The organism is Streptomyces omiyaensis (assembly GCF_014650895.1).
Lineage (GTDB): Bacteria > Actinomycetota > Actinomycetes > Streptomycetales > Streptomycetaceae > Streptomyces > Streptomyces omiyaensis.
Genome location: NZ_BMVV01000023.1, coordinates 46045 through 68129, shown reverse-complemented (window position 1 = coordinate 68129; position 22085 = coordinate 46045). Strand labels below are relative to the sequence as shown.

Here is a 22085-nt window from a genome sequence, read left to right as displayed (position 1 = left end):
GGTCGTGCGCGGGGCGGGCGGGGCCGGGGCCGCCGGGTGCGGCACGGGGGCGGGCGCTCCCGTCACCGGGTGCGGGGCGGGGACGGTCACGCGGGTACCGCCGTCGTGTAGCGGGGGGTCAGGCCGGCGAGGAGGCGTTCGGCGGCGGCGCGGGCGCCGGGGCCGTGGGTGTCGGCGGTCATGACGTGTCCGAGGTAGGCGTTGTTGCTGGTGGCGGGGGTGACGGCGCGGCCGGGCGCGGTGAGGGCGAGTTCCAGGACCTCGGGCCGGTCGCGTACGGTGTCGGCCCCGTCGATGGCGGCGAGGACGCCGTCGGCGCCGGGCAGCAGGAAGGCGATGGCGGCGCTGCGCACGCCGGCCGGGCGGGGCGCGAGGTCGGGGGCGCGGCCGAGGGCGACGTCGACGCAGGCGGCGGCGAGGTCGACGCCGGTGACGTGGCGGACGAGTTCGGTGATGCGGTTGCCGGCCGGCCGGGGGTTGACCTCGACGACGCGCGGGCCGTCGGGCGTCAGCTTGAGTTCGGTGTGGCAGACCACCTGGTCGAGTCCGAGGGCCTCGACCGCGCGCCGCGCGGTGGCGGCGGCCCGGCCGGCGGCCGCCCGCTCGATCCCGGCCGGGAACATGTGGCCGGTCTCGACGAAGGCGGGGGCTCCGCCGACGCTCTTGTCGGTGACGCCGACGACGTGGGTGGTGCCGCCGGCGGTGACGGTCTCGACGCTGACCTCGGGGCCGGTGAGGAGCTCTTCGAGGAGGATCGCCGGATGGCGGTGCTGGCCGCGGGCGTTGACGGGGAAGGCGGCCAGGTCCCGGCAGGCGCGCTCCAGTTCGCGCGCGTCGCGCACCGCGCGGACGAGCATCCCGGCGCAGAGGTCGACCGGCTTCACGACGAGCGGGTAGCCGAGCCCGCGGGCGGCGGTCCGCGCCCCGGTCGTGTCGGCGCAGAGCGCGTACCGGGGTCCGGGGACGCCGGCGGCGGCGAGGGCACGGCGGGTCAGGTCCTTGCGGCAGGCGGCCTCGACGGCCTCCGGCGCGGGCCCGGGAAGGCCGAGCGCGCGGGCGGCGCGGGCGACGGCCGGGAGGTAGTAGTCGCAGGAGGAGAGGACCCCGTCGAAGCGGAGCGTCTGGTGCAGGGCTGCGAGGTCCGGGACCAGGGCGTCGAGGTCGTTGGTGTCCGCCGTGACGACGGCGCGGGCGGAGAGGAGGGGGTGCGGTCCCTCGTCCGCGGGGAGGCCGCGCAGGTAGTGGTGCGGGTCGCGGGTGACGAAGGTGAACTCGTGCCCGCCCTGGTGAAGGGCGGCGGGCAGGAGCCTGCTCATCGATCCCACCCAGCTTTCGATCACCAGCAGATGTCCCACCGGAGTTCCTCTCGGGCTGCCGTCGGCGTCGTGCGCCACAGACACTATCGGAAATCGTTTTCATTTCCAACAAGGCTTTCCGGGAGGTGGGTGAGGAACGGCTCAGGACGGGTCGACGACGACGAGGAGGTCGCCCGGGGACCAGCGCCTGACCCCGCCGCCGGGCGGATTGAGCCGGGGGCGGGGGGAGTTCCGGAGCCGGTAGCCGAGGGCGGCGGCGCCGTTGCGGGCGGCGGCCTCGGCCAGGGTGGCGAAGGAGGCCTCGGTGCCGGGCGGGACGAAGTCGGTGACGGGGCGGAGGCGGACGCGGGGACCGGCGGGGGCGAAGAGCTCGTCGAAGGCCGCCGCGAGGCGCCCGTCCTGCGCGACCTGGGCCATGAGGAGGGCGGCGAGCCGGCCGGTGAGCAGAAGGTCGGTGCGGGGGCCCGCGGGGGCCAGGGGGCGGTTGCGGGCGTCGGTGAGCTCGGCGGCGACGGGCACGCTCCGGCCCGACTCCCGCGCGCGCTCCCGGAGGTGGAGCAGGGCGACCAGCGCCGCGCCGTCGGGGTCGTGGTGCTCCTCCCCGTCCGGGCCCGCGAGGACGACGACGTGGTCGTACCCCTCCGTGCGCACCGCCCGCCCAGCGGCCTCGTCCCGCACCGCGGCGATCCCGCACCGCGCGAGGCCCTCCGTCACCCGCTCGCCCCGGCGGTTCCAGCCCAGGACCAGCGCCCGGCGCGGACCGGCGACGGGCGGCACGTCGCCCCGCGCGGCGCACCCCGCCGCCGCAGGAACCGCCCCGGGAACCGCCACCGGGCGCTCCGGGGCCACGGGGGCGGCCGGCTCGGCCCCCGGCCCCGGCCCCGGCCCCGGCCCCGGCCCCGCGGGCAGGATCGTGGCGCGGTGGTCCTCGGCCAGCACGAGGAGGGCGTCGCCCGGGGCCATGAGGGTCTCCGGGGGCGGGGCGAGGTGCGGGGTGCCGTCGCCCCGGACGATCCCGACCGCGCAGGAGTCCGGGCAGGCGGCGGCGAGTTCGCCGAAGCGCCGGCCGGCGAGGCCGGGCGGGCGGAGGGCGTGGAGTTCGGCCCCGGCGAAGTCGAGCAGGTCCTCCAGGACGAGCGCGAGGCCCGGTTCCAGGACGCACTGGACGAGCAGCCGGGCCGCGAGGTCGTCGACGTCCAGGACCACCGCGCCGGGTCCGGCGGCCAGTCGCGCGGTCGGCAGGTGGGCGCCGTCCCGGACCGCCGCCACCACCTGGACCGGACAGCCCTCCCCCACCGCCGCCCGGAGCGCCAGGAGCGTCCTGATCACCTGCCCGTCGGCGCCGGGCGCGTCCGGCGGCAGGACGACGACCGCCCCGGCGGCGGCGGGGGTGACCCGGGCCAGCGCGGCCGGGTCGGCGGGGCGGCCCCGGCGGCAGAGGAGCCGGACCCGCGCCCGGGGCGGCAGCGCGTCGCGCAGCTCCCGCTCCATCTCGGCCTTGTCGCGGTCCGCGAGGACCACCACGGCGCCCCGCCCGCGCTGGGCGTGGGCGGCGAGGAGCTCGGCGACGACCGTGGGGGCCTGCTCGGACCAGCCGAGCACCAGGGTGTGGCCGCGCTCGACCACCGTGGTCTGGCCGCGCTCCAGCTCCGCGAGGCGGTCGGTGAGGGCGGTGGTGACGATCCCGACGAGGAAGGAGACGTACAGCAGGGACACCAGGGCCAGGAAGACCGAGAGGACCATGCGCAGCGGCGGGCCGACCTCGCCGCCGAGCCGGAGGGTCTGGCCGACCGTCCGCCAGATCGTGGCGGCCTTGCCCTGGAGGGTGTCGGGGGCCTTGCTGTCGGTCCACACCAGCAGGGCGCTCGCCGGGGCCACCAGCCCCAGGCAGGCCAGGGCCAGCCAGGCGGAGAGGGCCGGCACCCCGCGCACCACGGTCCGGTCGATCCAGTACCGCAGCCGGTCCCGCGGGCCCGGCCGCGCGGGGGGTCCCGCCGCCCGGGCGGCCGGTCCGGGGGCGGAGCGGGTCCGCCCGGGCGCCCGCTGGGCGGGGACCGTGTACGCGCGTTCCTTGGGCACGGCAGCAGGGTGACGGGGGTCCCGGCGCGAAACGCCGCCGACGCCCGCCGTTCATCCTTTCGGGCAAGCGCGCGGGAGGCACGCGTTCGAGTCGTTCGCCCGGCGCGCGCCGGGGCGGCCCGCCCGCGCTCCGCTCAACTCCTCAGGTGGGAAGCTCCGTTGAGGTCCAGGATGGTGCCGGACGCCCATTCGGCGGCGGGCGAGGCGAGCCAGAGGACGGCCGCGGCGATCTCGTCGGCGTCCGCGACCCGGCCGAAGGGGCTCTGCGCGCGGATCGCCTCGCCCTCGGGTCCTTCCAGGCGGGGCGCGACCCGTTCCGTGGCGAAGAAGCCGGGGGCGACGGAGGCGACGCCGATGCCGTGCGGGGCGAGGGAGACGGCGAGCGACTGGCCGAGCGCGTGGACGGCGGCCTTGGTGGCGCCGTAGGCGGGGTGGTCCGGCTCGCCCCGGAAGGCGCCCCGGGAGCCGATGTTGACGATCCGTCCGGGCGCTCCCCGGTCGATCATCCGGCGGGCGACGAGGTGGCTCAGGTGGGCGGTGGCGAGCAGGTTGACGGAGACGTGCCGCTGCCAGAGCTCCGCCCACTCCTCGTACGGGGTCGTGGCGAGCGGGTGCGGGAGGTTCACCGCCGCGTTGTTGACCAGGACGTCGATGCCGCCGAGCCCCCCGGCCGCCGCGTCGACGACCGCCGCCGCCCCCGCGGGGTCGGCGAGGTCGCCGCCCACCAGGACGTGGCCGGTCCCGTCGAGGGAGTCGAGGGTGGCGCGGGCCTCCTCGGCGCGGGTGCCGTAGTGGACGGCGACGCGGTCGCCGTGGGCGGCGAAGGCGCGGGCGACCGCCCGGCCGAGCCCACGCGAGGCGCCGCTGACGAGGACGCGCCGGCCTGTGTCGGGCAGCTGCACCGGGGGGCCTTCCGATCGGGGACGTACCGTACGGTCCGTCATTCTGCCCTCCGGGGGCGGAGGGTGGGCGCGGCGGGGCCCGTGGCGGCGCCGGAGCGGAATGAGTGCCACCTTTTGGAAGGTTTTGAGCCTGTCCGGATATCGATACGGTCAGGGTGAGTTCCGAACCGATCAAGAACGCCTCTATAGTGCGGTCGTTCCGATCCTCCCCTGTGCCTGCCTCTCGAGAGTCCGGTTGATGTCGGCGTCGCCCACCCCGTTCCGTCCTGCCCTGATCGCCTCCGTGCTGACCGTCGCCGCGGGCGGTGCGCTCACCGCCGCCGCGACGAGCGCCGCACCGGCCGAAGTCCGTCCCTCCCTGGCCTGGTTCGCGGTCTGCGGCGTGCTGCTCCTGGGAGCCGCCGCCTTCGCCGTCACCTGGTACGCCCGCACCGCCCGCGGCCTCACCCGGCGCGCCGAGCGGCTCGCCGCCCAGGTCGCCTCCCAGGACGCCTACGCCGCCCAGCGGCTGGCCGCCGCCGAGCGCGAGGCCGCAGCCCTGAAGGAGCGTCACGAGTCCCAGGCGGCCGCCGAGGCCGCCGCGCACGCGGCGCGCACCGACGAACTGGTCCGCCTCCAGCGCGCCGAGGCCGAGCGGCTCGCCGCCGGCCACGCGGCCGCCGTCGCCGGACTGGAGCAGCGGCTGCGCCGCGCCGAGTCCGCCCGGTCCGCCGCCCTCGCGGCCGCCGCCAACGCGGCCGGCCGCATGCAGGCGCTGGCCACGAGCATGATGGCCGACCTCCGCGAGATGGAGCACCGGCACGCCGCCGAGGACGTCCTCGCCGACCTCCTCCACCTCGACCACCGCACCGCCCAGGCGGGCCGGCTCGCCGACTCGGTCGCCGTCCTCACCGGCGCCCGCTCGGGCCGCCGCTGGGCCCGGCCCATCGTCATGGAGTCGATCCTGCGCGGTGCCATGGGCCGCATCGCCGGCTACCAGCGGGTCCGGCTGCACTCCAAGTGCGAGGCGGCCGTGGCCGGTCACGCCGCCGAGGGCGTCATGCACGCGCTGGCCGAACTCCTCGACAACGCCGCCAACTTCTCCCCGCCCAGCGCGGAGGTCCACGTCTACGTGGAGGAGGTCCCGGCCGGCGTCGTCATCACCGTCGAGGACAGCGGTCTGACCATGAGCGACGTCCAGCTCCGGCGCGCCGAGGCCGCCGTCGACGCGACGGCCCAGGACCTGGCCGGCCTCTCCGGCACCCGCCTCGGCCTCCACGTCGTCGGCCGGCTGGCCCGCAAGCACAACCTGTCGGTCTCCTTCCGGCCCTCCGCCCGCGGCGGCACCGGCGTCGTCCTGATGATCCCCCAGGAGATCGTCTCCCGCGGCAGCGAGGCGACCGCCGCCCCCGCGGCCACCACCGCCCCCGCCGTCGCGCAGATCCCCGCCCCCCGCTCCGAGACCGTCCCGGCCGCCGCCCCCGGCGCCGCTCCGGCCCCCGAGCCCGAGACCGCCCGCACCACCGCGGCCGAGGAGACCGACGGGGCCCTGCTGCCGCGCCGGCGCCGCGGCCGCACCCTGGCCGCCCACCAGGAGGCCGGGAAGAACCCGGCCGAGCCGGTCCGCCCGCCCGCGCCCCGCACCGGCGAGGCGGCCCGCGCCCGCTTCGGCGGCTTCCAGAGCGGCACGCGCGGCACCGAGGGCAAGCCCGGCGCGACCCCCGCCGCCGGCCCCGAGGCGCCCGCCGCACCCGCGGCGGAACCGACCACGCCGTCCTCGAACCACCCCCATTCGGAAGGCAATCCGCGATGACCGGCACGACCACCGACGACAAGCTCAGCTGGCTCCTGGAGGGCCTGCTGGAACGCACCCCGGGCACCCGGCACGCCCTGGTGCTCTCCCGGGACGGCCTCAAGCTCTGCCGCACCTCCGGCCTCTCCGTCGACCAGGCCGACCAGCTCTCCGCCATCGCCGCGGGCATCCAGAGCCTGTCGCACGGCGCGTCCATGGAGTTCGGCGACGGCACCGGCGGGGTCCGCTCCGCGATGGCCGAGTTCTACGGCGGCATCCTCTTCATCGTCGAGGCCGGGGAGGGCGCCCACCTCGCGCTCGTCGCCGACGAGGACGCCGACGCCGGGCTGGTCGGGCACAACATGACCGAACTGGTCGAGCAGCTGGGCGAGCACCTCGTCGCGAGGCCGCGGGGATGAGCCGCGTCAGGCCGGGTCGCGACGACTCCCCCGACCGGCTCTACACCCTGACCGGCGGCCGCAGCGGCACCGGATCCACCGCCTTCGACGTGGTCACGCTCGTCGTGTCGGAGTGCGAGCCGGTCCCCGGCATGCAGTCCGAGCACGCCGCCATCCTGCGGATGTGCCGCTTCCCCACCGCCGTGGTGGAGGTCGCCGCCGGACTCGGACTGCCCGTGTCGATCACGCGCATCCTCCTGGCCGACCTGCACGACACCGGCCGGATCAGCGCGCGGCACCCGCGCCCCACCTCGTACCGCCTTCCCGATCACGACATCCTGGAGCAGGTGCTCGTTGGACTCCGCAATCTCTGAGCAGCGCCCGGCCCTGAGCAGCACCGCCGACAACGGACTGAAGATCGTGGTCGTCGGCGGCTTCGGGGTCGGCAAGACCACCCTGGTCCGCTCGGTCAGCGAGATCCGTCCGCTGAACACCGAGGAGACCATGTCGCAGGCCGGCGAGGGCATCGACGACACCGGTGGTGTCGCCGCCAAGACGGCCACCACCGTCGCCTTCGACTTCGGCCGCATCTCGCTCGACGCGCGCAACGTGCTGTACCTCTTCGGCGCGCCCGGCCAGGAGCGGTTCTGGTTCCTGTGGGACCGGCTCTTCTCCGGGACGCTCGGCGCGGTCGTCCTCGTCGACACCCGGCGGATCGCGGACTCCTGGTACGCGGTCGACCGCCTGGAGCACCACGGCACCCCGTTCGTCGTCGCCTGCAACGACTTCGGCGGTCCCGCGCACACCGCGGCCGAGATCCGCGACGCCCTCGACCTCGCCGACGAGGTCCCGCTGGTCTTCTGCGACGCCCGGTCCCGGGAGTCCAGCAAGCAGGTCCTCATCTCGCTCGTCGAGCACCTGAAGAACGTCGTCGCCGCCGACCCGGAACACGGTCGGCGCCCCGTACCGGAGCCCGCCCCGTGAACCCTGCCGAGCCCGCGCCCGTCCCGCTGAGCGGCCCCCGCTTCCACACCGACCCCGTCGAGCTCTACCGGCGGATCCGGCGGGACCACGGGGCCGTCGCCCCGGTCGTCCTCGACGGCGACGTGCCCGCCTGGCTGGTCGTCGGCTACCGCGAGCTGCACCAGGTCACCAGCGACCCGGTGCTCTTCTCCCGCGACTCCGAGCTGTGGAACCAGTGGGACGCGATCCCCGCCGACTGGCCGCTGCTGCCGATGATCGGCCGCAAGCAGCCGTCGATCCTCTACACGGTCGGCGAGCGCCACCGCGAGCGGGCCGGGGTGATCTCCGCCGCCCTGGAGTCCGTCGACCCCTTCGAACTGCGGAGCCGCGCCGAGCGGTTCGCCGACGAGCTCATCGACGGACTCTGCGGCAAGGGCTCCTGCGACATCATCGCCGAGTACGCCATGCTGCTGCCGGTGCGGGTCCTCGCCAGCATCTACGGCTTCGCCGACGAGGAGGGCCCGGCCCTCGTCACCGCCATGAACGACATGATCAACGGCGGTCCCGGCGCGCTGGCCGGCCAGCAGCACCTGGCCGGGGCGATGGGGGCGCTGCTCACCGCCAAGGCGCAGGACCCCGGTGACGACGTCGCCTCGCGGATGCTCGGCAACACCGCCGGGTTCACCGTCGAGGAGGTCGCCCAGGACCTCATGGTGATGATGGCCGCCGGCCACCAGCCGACCGCCGACTGGATCGGCAACTCGCTGCGCCTGATGCTCACCGACGACCGCTTCGCGGCCTCCCTCTCCGGCGGCCGCCACAGCGTCGGCGAGGCGATGAACGAGGTCCTCTGGGAGGACACCCCGACCCAGAACGTCGCCGGCCGCTGGGCCTCCCGCGACACCCGTCTCGGCGGGCGGGCCATCGGCCGCGGCGACCTGGTGCTGCTCGGCCTCGCCGCCGCCAACGCCGACCCCCACGTCCGGGCCGACGCGGGCGCCCTGACCGGCGGCAACAACGCCCACCTCTCCTTCGGCCACGGCGAGCACCGCTGCCCGTTCCCCGCGCAGGAGGTCGCCGAGACCATCGCCCGCACCGGCATCGAGGTCCTGCTCGACCGGCTGCCGGACGTCGACCTCGCCGTCGCCGAGCCCGCCCTCACCCGTCGCCCCTCCCCCTGGCTGCGCGGCCTCACCGCGCTCCCGGTGACGTACACCCCGACCCCCGCCCTTGGAGGGACCGCATGACCTGCCCCATCGACCACGGCGCGGGCGCCGAGCCCGTCGTCCTCGACCCGTTCGTCACCGACCTCGACGGCGAGGGCGCCCGGCTGCGCGCGGCCGGCCCGCTCGCCCGCGTCGTGCTCCCGGGCGGCGTGCCCTGCTTCGCCGTCACCCGCCACGCCGAGGCCCGGGCGCTCCTCACGGACTCCCGGCTCGTCAAGGACATCGGGCAGTGGGGCGCCTGGCAGCGCGGCGAGATACCCCTCGACTGGCCGCTGATCGGCCTCGCCAACCCGGGCCGGTCGATGCTGACGGTGGACGGCGAGGAGCACCGCCGGCTGCGCACGCTGGTCGCCCAGGCGCTCACCGCGCGCCGGGTGGAGCGGCTGCGGGCCGGCATCGAGGAGCTGACGGGCGGTCTGCTCGACCGGCTGGCGGAGCGCCCGGCGGGCGAGACGGTGGACCTGAAGGCCGAGTTCGCCTACCCGCTGCCGATGAGCGTGGTCAGCGAGCTGATGGGCGTGGACGCGGCGGACCACCCGCGGATGAAGGCGCTGTTCGAGAAGTTCTTCTCGACGCAGACGCCTCCGGAGGAGGTGCCGCAGATGATGGCGGACCTCGGCACGCTCTTCGCCGGGATCGTGGCGGGCAAGAAGGAGTCGCCCGGCGACGACCTGACCAGTGCGCTGATCGAGGCCTCGGAGGACGGCGACCGGCTCACCACGGAGGAGATCACCAACACGCTCCAGCTGATGGTGGCGGCCGGCCACGAGACGACGATCAGCCTCATCGTGAACGCCGTGGTCGCCCTGGAGACCCACCCGGAGCAGCGCGCCCTGGTCCTCAAGGGCGAGGTGCCGTGGGAGAACGTGATCGAGGAGACCCTGCGCTGGTCGACGCCGACCTCGCACGTCCTGATCCGTTTCGCGAGCGAGGACATCCAGGTCGGCGACCGGGTCCTGCCGAAGGGCGAGGCGCTGATCGTGTCGCACGGCGCGATCGGCCGCGACGAGGAGCAGCACGGCGGGACGGCGGGCGACTTCGACGTCACCCGCAGCCCGATCCGGCACATCTCCTTCGGCCACGGCCCGCACGTCTGCCCCGGCGCGGCGCTCTCCCGCCTGGAGGCGGGGGTGGCCCTGCCGGCGCTGTACGCGCGCTTCCCCGGGCTGCGGCTCGCGGTGCCGCGCGAGGAGCTGCGGAACAAGCCGGTCGTGACCCAGAACGACCTCTTCGACCTCCCGGTCGTGCTCGGCTGACGTCCGGACCGGCCCGTCGCGGTGGCCCGTTCCCCTCGGGGAGCGGGCCACCGCCGTCTCCGCGCACACTCCTTCCGCAAGATCGTGCAAGATCTTGCGGAGCCGGTGCGGGGGCTGGTTGACTCGCCGGGGTTCCGCGAGAGGAGAAGCGATGGGCAGCAGTGCGTACGACGTCCTCGTCCTGGGAGGGGCGGGCGTCGACACGATCGTGTACGTCCCCGAACTCCCGCTGCCGTACGCCGACAGCTACATGATCCGTCCGGGCATCGAGGCCCGCGCGGGGCAGACCGGCGACTTCGTGGCGCTGGGGGTGAGCGCGCTGGGGCTGCGGACCCATCACCTGGACATGATCGGCGACGATCAGGCCGGCGACCTGGTCCGCGCCTTCCACCGCGACCGCGGCATCGGCCTCACCGAGGTGCCGCTCCCCGGCGGCACCAAGCGGGCCGTCAACCTCGTGGGTCCGGACGGCCGCCGGCTCTCGCTCTACGACGACAGCCGCTCCCGGGAGTCGGACCGCCTGCCGGAGGACCTGGTCCGCGGGCTCGCGGCGGACTCCCGGCACGTGCACGTCTCGATCACGTACCCGTGCTCCTTCGCCCTGCCGCTGCTCCACGAGGCGGGGCCGACGGTCTCGACGGACCTGCACGACTGGGACGGGGAGAATCCTTACCACGAGCCGTTCGCGTACGGCTCCGACGTCGTCTTCGTCTCGACGACGGCGCTGTCCGACCCGGTGGCGACCATGCGCCGGGTGCTGGAGCACGGCCGCGCGGAGGTGGTCGTGGCCACGGCCGGCGCGGAGGGCTCGTACCTGCTGACGCGGGCGGGCGGGGAGCCGCTGCACGTGCCGGCGGTCGCACCGCGCCGTCCGGTCGTGGACTCCAACGGGGCGGGGGACGCCTACGCCTCCGGCTTCCTCTTCGGCCGGCTCTCCGGCGAGCCCCCGGAGCGGTGCGCCCTGTACGGGGCGGTGGCGGGCGCCTTCGCCTGCACGGTGCCCGCGACCGCGAGCGACGCCGTGGACCGGGAGACGCTGCTCGCCGAGGTGGCCGCGCTCAGCTGACGCCGGGGGCGGGCAGCGCCGAGCCGACCGCCGCGTGGACGGCGCGGGCCAGGCGGGCCCCCCAGAGCGAGCGGGGCCCCGCGAAGGGTTCCGCCGGTCCGCCGGCCGGGGGCTGCCGGGCGAGGACGCAGACCGCGTCCGTCGGGGTGCCGGAGCAGTCGTGCCCGGCGTCGAGCAGCGCCTGCACCTTGGCCTCGGTGGCGGTCGCCACGGCGTTGACGAGGGCCGCGTCGGTGAGCGGCGCGGGCACCGTGACGACGATGTTGATGGTCCCCGGGGCCTGGGGCGCAGGCACGGCCGGTCCCGGTGCCGCCGCCCATCCGCGGACCTCGATCCCGGCGGTGGCCACCGCCTCGACGCCGCCGTCGGAACCGGTCCCGCGCCGGGCGACCTCGGCGGCGGTCATCAGTCCCACCCCCGGGCCGCGGAGCCCGGCCCTGCGGGCCAGCTCCGCGAGGTGCGCCTCGGGGTCGGTCCGGGTGTAGCCGTGGGCGACCTGCACGTTCATCACCCAGGCCCGCTCGCCGATCCCGCCGCCGAGGACGGCGCTGCTGACGGCCCGCCAGCCGGACCCGGGCCGCCAGAGCAGGGCGCCGAGGCGCTGCCCGTCCTCGTCCCGCTCCAGGAGTTCCGGGGGCGCGGACAGGGCCGGCGGGGCCGGTTCCACCACGGCGGTCACGGTCACGCGCTCCTCGCTCTCACCCGTACGTCCCGGTGATCCTACGGGCCGGTCAGCGACGGCTGCGGACCAGGAGGTACAGGAAGTACGGGGTGCCGATGATGGCCGTCATCGTGCCGGCGCCGAGCTGGGCGGGGGCGATGACGGTGCGGCCCACGGTGTCGGCGGCGCCGACGAGGACGGCGCCGAGGAGGACCGCCACCGGGATCACCCGGTGGTGGCGGCGTCCGACGAGGGCGCGGGCGGCGTGCGGGGCGACCAGGCCGACGAAGCCGATGGTGCCGGCGGCGGCGACGGCGGTGGCGCTGAGGACCACGCTCAGGACGAGGAAGCCGAGCCGGCCGGGGCCGAGCGGGAGGCCGAGGAGGCGGGGGGTGTCCTCGTCGAGGGAGACCAGGTCGAGTTCGGTGCGGCGGGCGAGGGCGAGGGCGAGGCCCACGGCGACGGCGACGGCGAGGGGCAGGACGTCGGGCAGGGTCCGGCCGTAGGTGGAGCCGGAGAGCCAGGTGAGGGCCTTGGTCGCGTTGAAGGGGTCGGTGAGGATGATGAGCAGGGCGACGACGGCGGCGGTGGCGGTGTGCACGGCGAAGCCGACGAGGACGAGCCGGGTCTGCTTGAACCCGCCGCGGGCGGCGAAGCCGAAGACGACGAGGGCGGCGCCCGCGGCGCCGGTGAACGCGGCGCCGGCCACGCTCCAGGAGCCGGCCATCGGCACGGTGGTGACGAGCAGGACGGCGCCGAGGGCGGCGCCGCCGGAGACGCCCATGATGCCGGGCTCGGCGAGCGGGTTGCGGGTGACGGCCTGGACGAGGGTGCCGGCGAGGGCGAGGGCGGCGCCCGCGAGGAGCGCGGCGAGGACCCGGGGCACCCGGGTGTCGAGGACGAAGGAGACGGTCTGGCCGGCCTGTCCGGCCGCCCAGTTGGTCACGTCGCCGAGGAGGAGCTTGGCGTCGCCGAGGAGGACGCCGCCGATCGTGACGCCGGCCAGGGCGGCGACGAGGACGGCGGTGGTGGCGAGGAAGGCGGTGCGGCTGCGGATGCGGAGCCGGTCGACGGCGACGTCGCCGGTGTCCCGGAGCCGGGTGGCCATGACGATGACGAAGACCGCGCCGACGAGGCTGGTGACCACGCCGGTCGGGACGGAGACGGCCGTGTCGGCGGGGACGATCGAGCGCAGCAGGACGTCGGCGCCGAGGACGAGGGCGGCGCCCGCGAGTCCGGCGGCGGGGACGAAGACCCGGCTGCGGGCGTAGCCGCGGAAGCGGCGGGCGAGCGGCCGCATGAGCGCCGGGGCGCAGAGGCCGACGAAGCCGACGGGCCCGGCGAGGGTGACGGCGGCGGTGGCGAGGAGCGCGGCGAGCACGACGGCGATGACGCGGGTGGAGCGGACCGGCACGCCGAGCCCGCGGGCCGCCTCGTCGCCGAGGGCGAGGGCGTCGACGCGGCGCGCGAGGAGGAGCAGTCCGACGAGGCCGGCGACGGCGATCGGCAGCATCTGGAGGACGCCGTCGAAGCCGTTCTGGGCGATGCTGCCCTGGTTCCAGTGGTAGACGCCCTCGGTCTGCTGCGGGAAGAGCAGCAGCAGGCCCTCGGTGAGGGCGGTGAGGCCCAGGGTGAGGGCGCTGCCGGCGAGGACGAGCCGGACCGTGCCGGAGCCGAGGCCCGAGAGGCCGAGGACGACGGCGGCGGCGATGAGTCCGCCGACGAAGGCGATGCCGGAGGAGGCGAGGAAGGGCAGGGAGACGCCGGTGGCGGCGGCGAGGCCGAGCGAGAAGTAGGAGCCGGCGTTGACGGCGAGGGTGTCGGGCGCGGCGAGGGCGTTGCGGCTGACGGCCTGGAGGGCGGAGCCGGCCATGCCGAGGGCGGCGCCGACGAGGAGTCCGGCGACCATGCGGGGCAGCCGGGAGGCGACGACGACGGAGGCGTCGCCGGGGTCGGCGTGGCCGGTGATCGCCTTGACGATCTCGGCCGCGCCGACGGAGGCGGTGCCCTGGGTGATGTCGACGAGCGCGAGGCAGACGACGAGGAGGACCAGTGAGGCCGTCACCGCGGCCGCGCCCGTGCGGGTGGCTGCGGCCTGGGTGGGAGCGGCGGGGGTGGTCGCGGTGACGGCCATGGTGCTGTGGTTCCTCGTGTCCTACTTCTTGGTGAGCGCGGTGACGACGGAGTCGACGTACTGGTTCATCGACCCGGTGCCGCCGAACATCCAGATGCCGTCGGGGAGGCGGTGGACGTTGCCCTTCTCGACGAAGGACAGGGAGGTCCACACCTTGTCCTTGGCGAGGACGCCGGAGAAGGGGGTGGCGCTCGGGTCGCCGTCGTTGCCGATGTAGGCGAAGTGGACGCCGTCGCCGAGCTTGGTGAGGCCCTCGACGTCGGTGGCGCCGAGGCCGTAGGCCGGGTCGCCCTTGACGGTCCAGGCGTTCTTCAGGCCGAGCTTCTCGTTGACGCCGCCGATGAGCGAACCGCTGGTGAAGGGGCGGATGGAGACCTGGTTGGAGACGAGGTAGCCGTCGGCGAAGGCGTACTCGGCGCCCGCGAGACCGGCGTCGGCGAGGGCCTTCCTGCCCTCCTCCAGCTTCGCCTCGAAGCCCTTCTTGAGCTCGTCGGCCTTGGCGGTGGTGCCGGTGGCCTTGGCGATGAGGTCGAGGTTCTTCGTCATCTGGCCGATGGGGTTCGCACCGTCGGCGGCCTTGACCTCCAGGACCGGGGCGACGGCGCGGAGCTGCTTGACGGCGGCCGGCGGCAGGTCGGAGGTGGCGAGGATGAGGTCGGGCTTGAGCGCGGCGATGGTGTCCATGCTGGGCTCGCCGCGGGTGCCGACGTCCTTGGGGTCGTTCTTGAGCGGGACGGCGGTGTTCCAGGTCTTGTAGCCCTTGACGTCGGAGACGCCGACGGGGTCGACGCCGAGCGAGATCAGCTGCTCGACGACGTTCCACTCGGTGCCGACGACCTTCGTGGCCGGGCCGTCGAGCTTGACCTCGGTGCCGGTGTCGTCGGTGAGGGTGATCGGCTCGGCCTTCTTGTCCGCCTTGGCGTCGGCGGCGGGCTCGGTGGTGCCGCACGCGGTGAGCGTGGACAGGGCGAGGGCCGCCGTGGTGAGGGCCGCGGCGGTGAGGAGGTTCTTTCTCATGAGGTGGGGCTGAGCCTTTCGGATCGCGCGGGGGTTCGCGTGTGGTGCCGGCCCAGCGCGCGGGTGCGCAGCCGTCCGGTGAGGGGGTCGGTGTCGACCTCGATGCGGATGCCGTACGTCTCGGTGAGGCGGGGTCCGGTGAGGACCTCCTCGGGGAGGCCGTCGGCGACGACGCGGCCCGCGTGGAGCAGGACGATCCGGTCGCCGACGGCGGCGGCCTGGTCGAGGTCGTGGAGGACGGCGCCGACGGCGATGCCGTGGTGGTCCGCCAGGTCGCGCATGAGGTCGAGGAGTTCGACCTGGTAGCGCAGGTCGAGGTAGGTGGTGGGCTCGTCGAGGAGGAGGACGCCCGTCTCCTGGGCGAGGCAGCCGGCGAGCCAGACCCGCTGGAGCTGCCCGCCGGAGAGGTGTTCGGCCCCCCGGTCGGCGAGTTCGTCCACGCCGGTGAGGGCGAGCGCCCGCTCCACGGCGGCGGGACCGTCCGGGTCGGACTTCCCCCAGCGGCCGCGGTAGGGATAGCGGCCGAACTCGACGAGGTCGCGGACGGTGAGTCCGCCCGGTGTGGGCCGGCCCTGGGTCAGGAGCGCGACCTTGCGGGCGAACTCACGGGGGCTCAGGGCGAGCCCGTCGGTGTCGCCGTCGAGGACGAGTTCGGCGCGGCGGGGCCGCTGGAGCCGTGCGACCGTACGGAGCAGCGTGGACTTGCCGCTGCCGTTCGGTCCCACGAGGACGGTCACCTGGCCGGGCCGCAGGGTCAGCGAGGCGTCGTGGACGACGTCGACTCCGTCGTAGGCGACGGTGACGGCGGTGGCCGACAGCTCGTGACCGCGCGGGCGGGGGACCGTGGAGGTCTCTTCACCTGCTTGCACGAGGATTAGGTTAGCCTAACCTCATCCTCAGGGAACAGGGGGGTGCGCTTCCGCCCTCCGCTCCGGCACGACGGTGGCGCCGAGCACCAGTCCGACCGCGATGGCCGTGACGACCAGGACGAGTTCGAGCAGGTCCGAGAAGCCGTCCACGACGTGCCCGCCGGCCAGCGTGGTCAGCCCGCGCATGCCGAGCGACCCCACGGTGAGCGTGAAGAAGCCGGGCAGCACGAGCAGCAGGCGGGGCGGCCGCCCCGGCCCCCGGGAGAGGAGCGTCGCCACCGCCGCGAGCACCGCCGCCGCCACGAAGGTGCCGCCGGTCTCCCCGATCAGCACGGTGGCGGCGGACTGCACCCCGACGGTCAGGTAGACGAGGGCGAGCAGCGTCCGGAAGAAGCGGCGCGGGATCGCGAAGGCCAGCACGGTCCCGACCGTGAAGACGGTCCAGGAGGCGAAGAGCACCCAGCGGGGCAGGTCGGACGCGGCGGCCGTGTCGAAGAGCGCCCGGGTGGAGGTGCCGGTGACGTACACCCCCAACAGGACCCCGACGCAGAGCTGGACCAGCAGGAAGACCGCGTACACCAGCCGGATCGCGCCCGTCGTGATCAGTCCGGCGCCGAGCTCGGCGGCGGCCGCGCTCAGGTAGTCGCCGGGGACGAAGAAGAACAGCGCGGGCAGCATCAGCAGCACCGGCCCGCCGTGCGCCGGGTCGCCGGCGAACAGGCCGATCGTCACGACGGACACCGCCGTCGACGCGACCAGCGGCAGCACCCGGGCCAGCCGCGGGACGCGGTCCGACGCCACCGCGAGGAGCGCGGCGAGCGCCGCCAGGACGGCGGTGGTGCCCAGCTCGTACCAGGTGGGCTGCATCAGCGGTGCGAAGCCCAGCGAGAAGAGCACGATCCCGACCAGCTTCAGCCACCACGGGTACGGCGCGGGCGCCGCCTCGATCCGGTCCAGCCGTGCGGTCGCCTCCGCCGGCCCGGCGCGCCCCGCGCACACGTCGGCGACGAGCGGCTTCAGCGCGGCGATCCGGTCCAGCCGCGCCACCTCCGGGACGGCGTGCACGACGACGGTCGCGGCCGGCCGGCCCGGGACGGCGACGGTCAGCGTGGCGGTGTCCATCACGAGCAGCACCGACACCTCGGCGCCCAGCGCCCGCCCAACCGCCGTGACCTCCCGCTCGATCGGTTCGGCCCCCTCGCCGGAGGTCCGCAGCAGCAGCCCGGTGAGCCGGGCCAGGAAGCCGGCGACCGGATCGGGTCCGGCGTCGCCCGCCGGGCGCTCCTGCTCCCCCTCGGGTCGCACCACGTCCGCCTCCTCGGGTAGCAGGGTGACGAACGATCAGCATCCCCCGGCGGGCGGCACCCGGCATCCGGCGCCGGGCGCCCGCCCCTCCCCCCGACCCCCCGTCACCCGAACGGACGCCCCGCCCTGCGGTCCCGCCCGCGACGGCCGAACCTGGTGCGGATCACGCCGAAACCCCAGGGAGGGCCCATGGCATCGATGGACGTCCCGGCCGATCTGCCGCAATCCCGTGCCGTGGCACGGCCGACCGCTCCCCCCACGATCACCTGGGTGACGCTGGCCCTCATGACCACCGCCTCGGTGGCGAGCCTGCGGGCCGCCCCGACGATGGCCGTGTACGGACTCGCCTGCGTCTTCCTCTACCTGGTGCCCGCCGTGGTCTTCCTGCTGCCGACGGCCCTGGTCTCGGCCGAGCTGGCCTCGGGCTGGTCGGGCGGCGTCTACCGGTGGGTGGCCGAGGGACTGTCGAAGCCGCTCGGCTTCCTCGCCGTGTGGTGCCAGTTCGCGATGACGATCTTCTACTATCCGAGCCTGCTGGCCTTCGTGGCCTCGACGATCGCCTTCGTGATCGACCCCTCGCTCGCCTCGAACGGCGTCTACACGGCGATCGTCATCATGGTCCTGTACTGGACCGGCGTCTGGGTCTCCTCGCGCGGCACCAAGGCGCTCGCCGGGCTCTCCAGCTGGGGCCTGATCATCGGCACCCTGGTGCCCGGCACGATCCTCGTCGTGCTCGGCATGGTCTTCCTCGGCCAGGGCAACCCCTCGGCCGCGCCGATGGACGGCAGCCACCTGCTGCCGCAGTGGACCGGCCTGGCCAGCCTCGTGCTGATCGTCAACAACTTCCTGTCGTACTCGGGCATGGAGATGAACGCGGTGCACGTCTCCTCGCTGAAGGACCCGGCGAAGGAGTACCCCAAGTCGATGTTCCTGGCGATGGGCCTGGTGCTGCTGATCTTCATCCTGCCCGCGCTCGCCATCAGCTGGGTCGTCCCGGCCGACCAGCTCAGCCTCACCGCCGGCGTCATGCAGGCCTTCGACGCCTTCTTCTCGTACTTCGGCGTCGGCTGGATGACGCCGATCGCGGCCATCATGCTGATCTCCGCCTCCCTCGGCGGCATGCTCACCTGGCTGGCCGGCCCGTCGAAGGGCCTCCTGGAGATCTCCCGCAGCGAGGGCTACCTGCCGCCGTTCCTCCAGAAGCTCAACAAGTTCGGCATCCAGCAGAACATCCTCGTCACCCAGGGCATCGTGACCTCGGTCATCGCCCTCGGGTACGCGCTCATCCCGAACGTCTCCAGCGTCTACTGGATCTTCTCGACCATCACCACCCAGGTCTACCTCATCGTCTACCTGCTGATGTTCGTCGCGGCGATGCGGCTGCGGAAGCTCAAGCCCGACCACCCGCGCGGCTACCGGGCGCCCGCCCTCGGCCTGATCTGCTCGGTCGGCCTGCTCTCCTCGCTCGCGGCCATGCTCATCGGCTTCGTCCCGCCCTCGCAGTTCGGCAGCAACAGCGTCTGGTCGTACATCCTCATCGTCGGCGGCGGCCTGGTGATCCTCGGACTGCTCATCCCCTGGGCCTTCCTGAAGCTGCGCAAGCCCAGCTGGCGGACGGCCGACGCCACCACCCACGAGGGGGACGCCGCATGAGCCCGACCCGCTTCGCCTCCGAGCACAAATGGATCTACTGGGGCGCGATCGTGATCCTGGTCGGCCTGCTGATCACCGGCCTGATCCGCTACAGCAGCTTCAAACGGACCAACGAGACCTCGCGGAAGGCCGAGCAGCTCAGCGAGGAGCTGGTGAAGGCGGGCTACCCCGCCCCCGACCAGGAGACGGCCGAGCGGCTGCTCGGCACCGACGGCGGCCAGGTCTGCGAGAACCCGGGCAACGCCCTCAAGAAGGCGCTGTACCAGCTCCAGCAGCTCTCCAACGGTGCCACCGGACCCGGCAGCCGCCCGGTCATCGCCGACTCCAAGGCGGTCGACGCCGAGCGGATCGTCCTCCAGGTCTACTGCCCCGACCAGGTGGACGAGTTCGACGAGGCGGTCGAGGACCTCAAGACCGACGACACCGTGAAGCGCTGACGGGCCGTGCGGCTCCGGGCATCACGGGGTGTCCGGGGCCGTGCGCACCGGGAAGCTGAAGGTGCGGCCCTGCTCCTTCAGCCACGGCAGCACCTCCCGCAGCGCCGTCACGCTCTGCGAGCGGTCGCCGCCGCCGTCGTGGAAGAGGATGGTCGGCCCGTTCGGCAGCTCGTTCTTCACGGTCCGCACGATCGCCGCGGCACCGGGCCGCTCGAAGTCCTTGGTGTCCACGTTCCACCCGAGCGGCCGCATCCCGGCGGCCGCTGCTATCTTCCGGCTGTCCGGCGTGAACGCCCCGCCCGGCGCGCGGTAGTACTGCACCTCCACCCCGCCGGCCGCCTCCTCGATCATCCTCCGCGCGTCGAGGATCTGGCGCTCCTGGTACGCCACGGGCTTGCGGTCCATCGCCGTGTCGTGGGTCATGGTGTGGTCGCACAGCCTGTGCCCCTCGGCCACCACCCGCTTCACCAGGTCCGGGTGCCGCTTCGCCTGCGGGCCGATCATGCAGAAGACGGCCTTGACGCCGTTCTCCTTGAGGATGTCCAGCATCTGCGGCGTCCAGCGCGGATCCGGCCCGTCGTCGATCGTGATGTTGACGGCCCGTCCGCCCGCCTCCGCCGCGTGCGCGATCCCCACCGGCACCCGCGCCGTCGGCTGCTCGGGGCGGCCCGCGCCGTCGGCCCGCTGGGCCGGCGCCTTCGGTGCCGCCGCGCCCCCGGCCCCCGCGGCCAGGGCGTCGTCGCCCCCTCCCACCAGGGCCGTCGCCCCCCATGCGGCCAGGCTGATGCCGACCGCCGACGCCAACACGGCCACGTGCGCGGTGTACTTGCCCATCCGGCGCATGCGCCCTCCGATCCTCGCTCCCGATCCGACCCCGCGCCCTGCGGCGCGTTCCCGGGGGTGAGGACGGAACAGACCCCGAACAGGTTTCACTCTTTCGGCGGATGTGACAGAGCTACCGTTCGGCTGCGATTCCGCTGCCGTTCGAATGGTGCGCCGGACGGGGTTCCGGTGCAGACTGTGCACCACACCTGGTCGAGTTCCCGTATGGAGGCCGGAAGAGTGAGCGGCGGCAGCGGCGGACGGCGCCTGACCGGCAGGGTCTCGTCCGTGCGGACCTCGACCGTGTACCGGTCCGCGGCCCTCCGCGCCCGGCGGCGCCGGGCCGCCGGCGGGATTCCGCTCGAAGGGGCCGGCACCGAGACCCGGCTCGCCTGGCTGAACGCCGCGAGCACCCGCATCGGGACCACCCTGGACCTGGAGCGCACCGCCCGGGAACTGGCCGACTTCACCGTGCCGGCCTTCGCCGACGGCGCCGCCGTCGACATCATGGAGAGCGTCCTGCACGGCGAGGAGGGCTCCCGCTGGACCGGCAGCGGCGTCCCGCCCATGCGGGCGGTCGCGCTCTCCGCCGTCGACACCATGGCCGCCCTGGAGGCCACCCCGGTGGGCGAGACCTTCGTCCGCGACCAGAAGCGGCACGAGACGCTGCTCCACCAGTACTGTCTGCGGCAGGGCAAGCCGGTCCTGGTGGGCCGGATGCGCGACGAGGACTTCGACCGCGTCGCCCCCACCGCGAGCGGCGCCGCGGCGATGCGCGCCCTCGGCGTGCACAGCTACCTGGCGGTGCCGCTGATCGCCCGCGGGCTGCTGCTCGGCAGCGCCGACTTCGTCCGCGGCCCGGGCAGCCCGCCCTTCTCCGCCACCGATCTGGCCCTCGCCGAACAGCTGGCGTCCCGCGCCGCCGTCTTCATCGACAACGCCCGCCTCTACGGCCGGGAGCGCGAGCACGTCGTCTCGCTCCAGCGCAGCCTGCTGCCCCGCGCCACCCCGGTCACGCCGGGCCTGCGCGTGCACGCCGAGTACGCGCCCTCGGCCGCCCGGCACACGGTGGGCGGCGACTGGTACGACGTCATGTCCCTGCCCGGCGGCCGTACGGCCCTGATGGCGGGCGACGTGATGGGCCAGGGACTGCCCGCCGCCGCCACCATGGGACGGCTCCGGGCCGTCGCCCGGACCCTGATGACCCTCGACATGGCACCCGAGCGGGTCCTCGCCCGGCTCGACCTCGCCACCCGCGACCTGGAGGACGACCAGGTCGCCACCTTCCTCTGCGCGGTCTACGACCCGGCGGACTCCCGGTGCACCCTGGCCGGCGCGGGGCTCCTGCCGCCGCTCCTGCTGGACGGACGGGGCGGGGCCGAGTTCGTCGCGCTGCCGGCCGGGGCCCCGCTGGGCGCCGGGGTGATCCCGTACGACCCGGTCACCGTGACCGTGCCGGAGGGCGGCGCGCTCGTGCTGTACACGGACGGCCTGGTGAAGGCGCGCGGCGCCGACCTGGAGAAGCAGCTCTGCCGGCTGCGGGCGGCCGCGCTCGCGATGCCGCCCTCGGTCCTGGAGGGCGGCGGGCTGATCGCCGCGGCCCCGGCGGGCCCGGGCCGCTTCGACGAGGCGGTGCTGCTCACGGCGCGGGCCGTGCCGCTCGGCCCGGAGACCGGGCTGCGGGTGTGGCCGCTCTCCGGCGACGGCAGGGCCGCCTCCGAGGCCCGCCGGCTCGTCACCCGCCAGCTCGCCGACTGGGGCCTGGACGACCTCGCCGACGTCTGCGAACTGGTCGTCTCCGAACTGGTCGGCAACGCCCTGCGGTACGGCAACGGACCGGGCGAGCTGCGGCTGCTGCGCGGCGAGCGGCTGGTCGTCGAGGTCTCGGACACCGGCCCCGACCTGCCGCAGATCCAGCACGCCGACCTCAGCGACGAGGGCGGACGCGGCCTCCAGCTCGTCAACATGCTGTGCCGTCGCTGGGGCACCTGCCGCACCTCCGGCGGCAAGGTCGTCTGGGCGGAGCAGGACCTGCCCGTGTAGTCCCTCTCCGGCGGCCGTCCGGCCCGTTCCGGGATCCGCGGGAGAGGCCCGGCCCGCGAGACGGGCCGGACGTCCCGGGTGCCGGGTGACCTCCGGCCCTGCCCGCCGCGCACGGCTTCCGGGCATCCTGGCGGACGAGAGCCGTCGCGTCCCGCCGCCGGGCGGGA

General features: G+C 74.9%; 19 protein-coding genes. 10 read left to right on the top strand and 9 right to left on the bottom strand.

Annotated features, from left to right (window positions below; all coding sequences use genetic code 11):
* Window positions 1-86: 86 nt before the first annotated feature.
* The 3 genes from IE287_RS29435 to IE287_RS29425 form a co-directional block, all read right to left on the bottom strand.
* Window positions 87-1355, bottom strand: coding sequence for an ATP-grasp domain-containing protein (locus IE287_RS29435; protein ID WP_189852260.1), 1269 nt, complete (start codon window positions 1353-1355; stop codon window positions 87-89).
* A gap of 102 nt (window positions 1356-1457) precedes the next feature.
* Window positions 1458-3395 carry a CASTOR/POLLUX-related putative ion channel gene (locus tag IE287_RS29430; protein ID WP_189852259.1) on the bottom strand — a complete coding sequence of 646 codons (1938 nt, stop codon included), beginning with the start codon at window positions 3393-3395 and terminating at the stop codon, window positions 1458-1460.
* Between the two features lie 134 nt (window positions 3396-3529).
* Window positions 3530-4339 (bottom strand): SDR family NAD(P)-dependent oxidoreductase, encoded by an 810-nt coding sequence (locus tag IE287_RS29425; RefSeq protein ID WP_189852258.1) that lies wholly within the window; start codon window positions 4337-4339, stop codon window positions 3530-3532.
* 196 nt (window positions 4340-4535) lie between these two features.
* Between IE287_RS29425 and IE287_RS29420 the strand changes: the two genes are divergently transcribed.
* The 7 genes from IE287_RS29420 (at window position 4536) to IE287_RS29390 (ending at window position 10977) form a co-directional block, all read left to right on the top strand.
* Complete coding sequence (locus IE287_RS29420; protein ID WP_189852257.1) at window positions 4536-6089, top strand: ATP-binding protein; 1554 nt, start codon at window positions 4536-4538, stop codon at window positions 6087-6089.
* On the top strand, window positions 6086-6487 hold the full coding sequence (locus IE287_RS29415; RefSeq protein WP_189852256.1) for a roadblock/LC7 domain-containing protein: 402 nt from the start codon (window positions 6086-6088) through the stop codon (window positions 6485-6487). The genes IE287_RS29420 and IE287_RS29415 overlap by 4 nt, the downstream gene beginning before the upstream one ends.
* On the top strand, window positions 6484-6840 hold the full coding sequence (locus IE287_RS29410; RefSeq protein ID WP_189852255.1) for a DUF742 domain-containing protein: 357 nt from the start codon (window positions 6484-6486) through the stop codon (window positions 6838-6840). The genes IE287_RS29415 and IE287_RS29410 overlap by 4 nt, the downstream gene beginning before the upstream one ends.
* Window positions 6821-7450, top strand: coding sequence for a GTP-binding protein (locus tag IE287_RS29405; protein WP_189852254.1), 630 nt, complete (start codon window positions 6821-6823; stop codon window positions 7448-7450). Before IE287_RS29410 ends, IE287_RS29405 begins: the two co-directional genes overlap by 20 nt.
* On the top strand, window positions 7447-8676 hold the full coding sequence (locus tag IE287_RS29400) for a cytochrome P450 (protein ID WP_189852253.1): 1230 nt from the start codon (window positions 7447-7449) through the stop codon (window positions 8674-8676). Before IE287_RS29405 ends, IE287_RS29400 begins: the two co-directional genes overlap by 4 nt.
* Entirely contained in the window at window positions 8673-9911 is a 1239-nt protein-coding gene (locus IE287_RS29395; protein ID WP_189852252.1) for a cytochrome P450 family protein, read from the top strand. Before IE287_RS29400 ends, IE287_RS29395 begins: the two co-directional genes overlap by 4 nt.
* A gap of 151 nt (window positions 9912-10062) precedes the next feature.
* Window positions 10063-10977, top strand: a complete 915-nt coding sequence (locus tag IE287_RS29390) for an adenosine kinase (protein ID WP_189852251.1) — start codon at window positions 10063-10065, stop codon at window positions 10975-10977.
* On the opposite strand, the gene IE287_RS29385 is transcribed toward IE287_RS29390, so the two are convergent.
* Genes IE287_RS29385 through IE287_RS29365 form a run of 5 tightly spaced genes read right to left on the bottom strand, consistent with a single transcriptional unit; the run spans window position 10970 to window position 16966 of the window.
* A complete protein-coding gene (locus IE287_RS29385; RefSeq protein ID WP_189852331.1) occupies window positions 10970-11656 on the bottom strand; it encodes an adenosylcobinamide amidohydrolase in 687 nt (228 codons plus the stop codon). The two genes, IE287_RS29390 and IE287_RS29385, sit on opposite strands and share 8 nt — an antisense overlap.
* A gap of 52 nt (window positions 11657-11708) precedes the next feature.
* The gene (locus tag IE287_RS29380; RefSeq protein WP_189852250.1) at window positions 11709-13772 is read right to left on the bottom strand and encodes an iron ABC transporter permease; all 2064 of its coding nucleotides are present in this window, start codon (window positions 13770-13772) and stop codon (window positions 11709-11711) included.
* A gap of 21 nt (window positions 13773-13793) precedes the next feature.
* Window positions 13794-14789, bottom strand: coding sequence for an iron-siderophore ABC transporter substrate-binding protein (locus tag IE287_RS29375; protein WP_189852249.1), 996 nt, complete (start codon window positions 14787-14789; stop codon window positions 13794-13796).
* Window positions 14786-15658: an ABC transporter ATP-binding protein gene (locus IE287_RS29370; RefSeq protein ID WP_189852248.1), complete on the bottom strand. Its 873-nt coding sequence runs from the start codon at window positions 15656-15658 to the stop codon at window positions 14786-14788. The genes IE287_RS29375 and IE287_RS29370 overlap by 4 nt, the downstream gene beginning before the upstream one ends.
* A 27-nt stretch (window positions 15659-15685) precedes the next feature.
* On the bottom strand, window positions 15686-16966 hold the full coding sequence (locus IE287_RS29365) for a threonine/serine exporter family protein (RefSeq protein ID WP_229883811.1): 1281 nt from the start codon (window positions 16964-16966) through the stop codon (window positions 15686-15688).
* A gap of 186 nt (window positions 16967-17152) precedes the next feature.
* Between IE287_RS29365 and gadC the strand changes: the two genes are divergently transcribed.
* Window positions 17153-18616, top strand: a complete 1464-nt coding sequence (gadC, locus tag IE287_RS29360) for a glutamate/gamma-aminobutyrate antiporter GadC (RefSeq protein ID WP_189852247.1) — start codon at window positions 17153-17155, stop codon at window positions 18614-18616.
* On the top strand, window positions 18613-19053 hold the full coding sequence (locus tag IE287_RS29355; protein ID WP_189852246.1) for a hypothetical protein: 441 nt from the start codon (window positions 18613-18615) through the stop codon (window positions 19051-19053). Before gadC ends, IE287_RS29355 begins: the two co-directional genes overlap by 4 nt.
* 21 nt (window positions 19054-19074) lie before the next feature.
* Here IE287_RS29355 and IE287_RS29350 read toward each other — a convergent pair whose 3' ends face one another.
* The gene (locus tag IE287_RS29350; RefSeq protein WP_189852245.1) at window positions 19075-19896 is read right to left on the bottom strand and encodes a polysaccharide deacetylase family protein; all 822 of its coding nucleotides are present in this window, start codon (window positions 19894-19896) and stop codon (window positions 19075-19077) included.
* A gap of 219 nt (window positions 19897-20115) precedes the next feature.
* Here IE287_RS29350 and IE287_RS29345 point away from each other — a divergent pair, with 219 nt between their 5' ends.
* A complete protein-coding gene (locus IE287_RS29345; RefSeq protein WP_229883810.1) occupies window positions 20116-21918 on the top strand; it encodes an ATP-binding SpoIIE family protein phosphatase in 1803 nt (600 codons plus the stop codon).
* Window positions 21919-22085 lie beyond the last annotated feature (167 nt).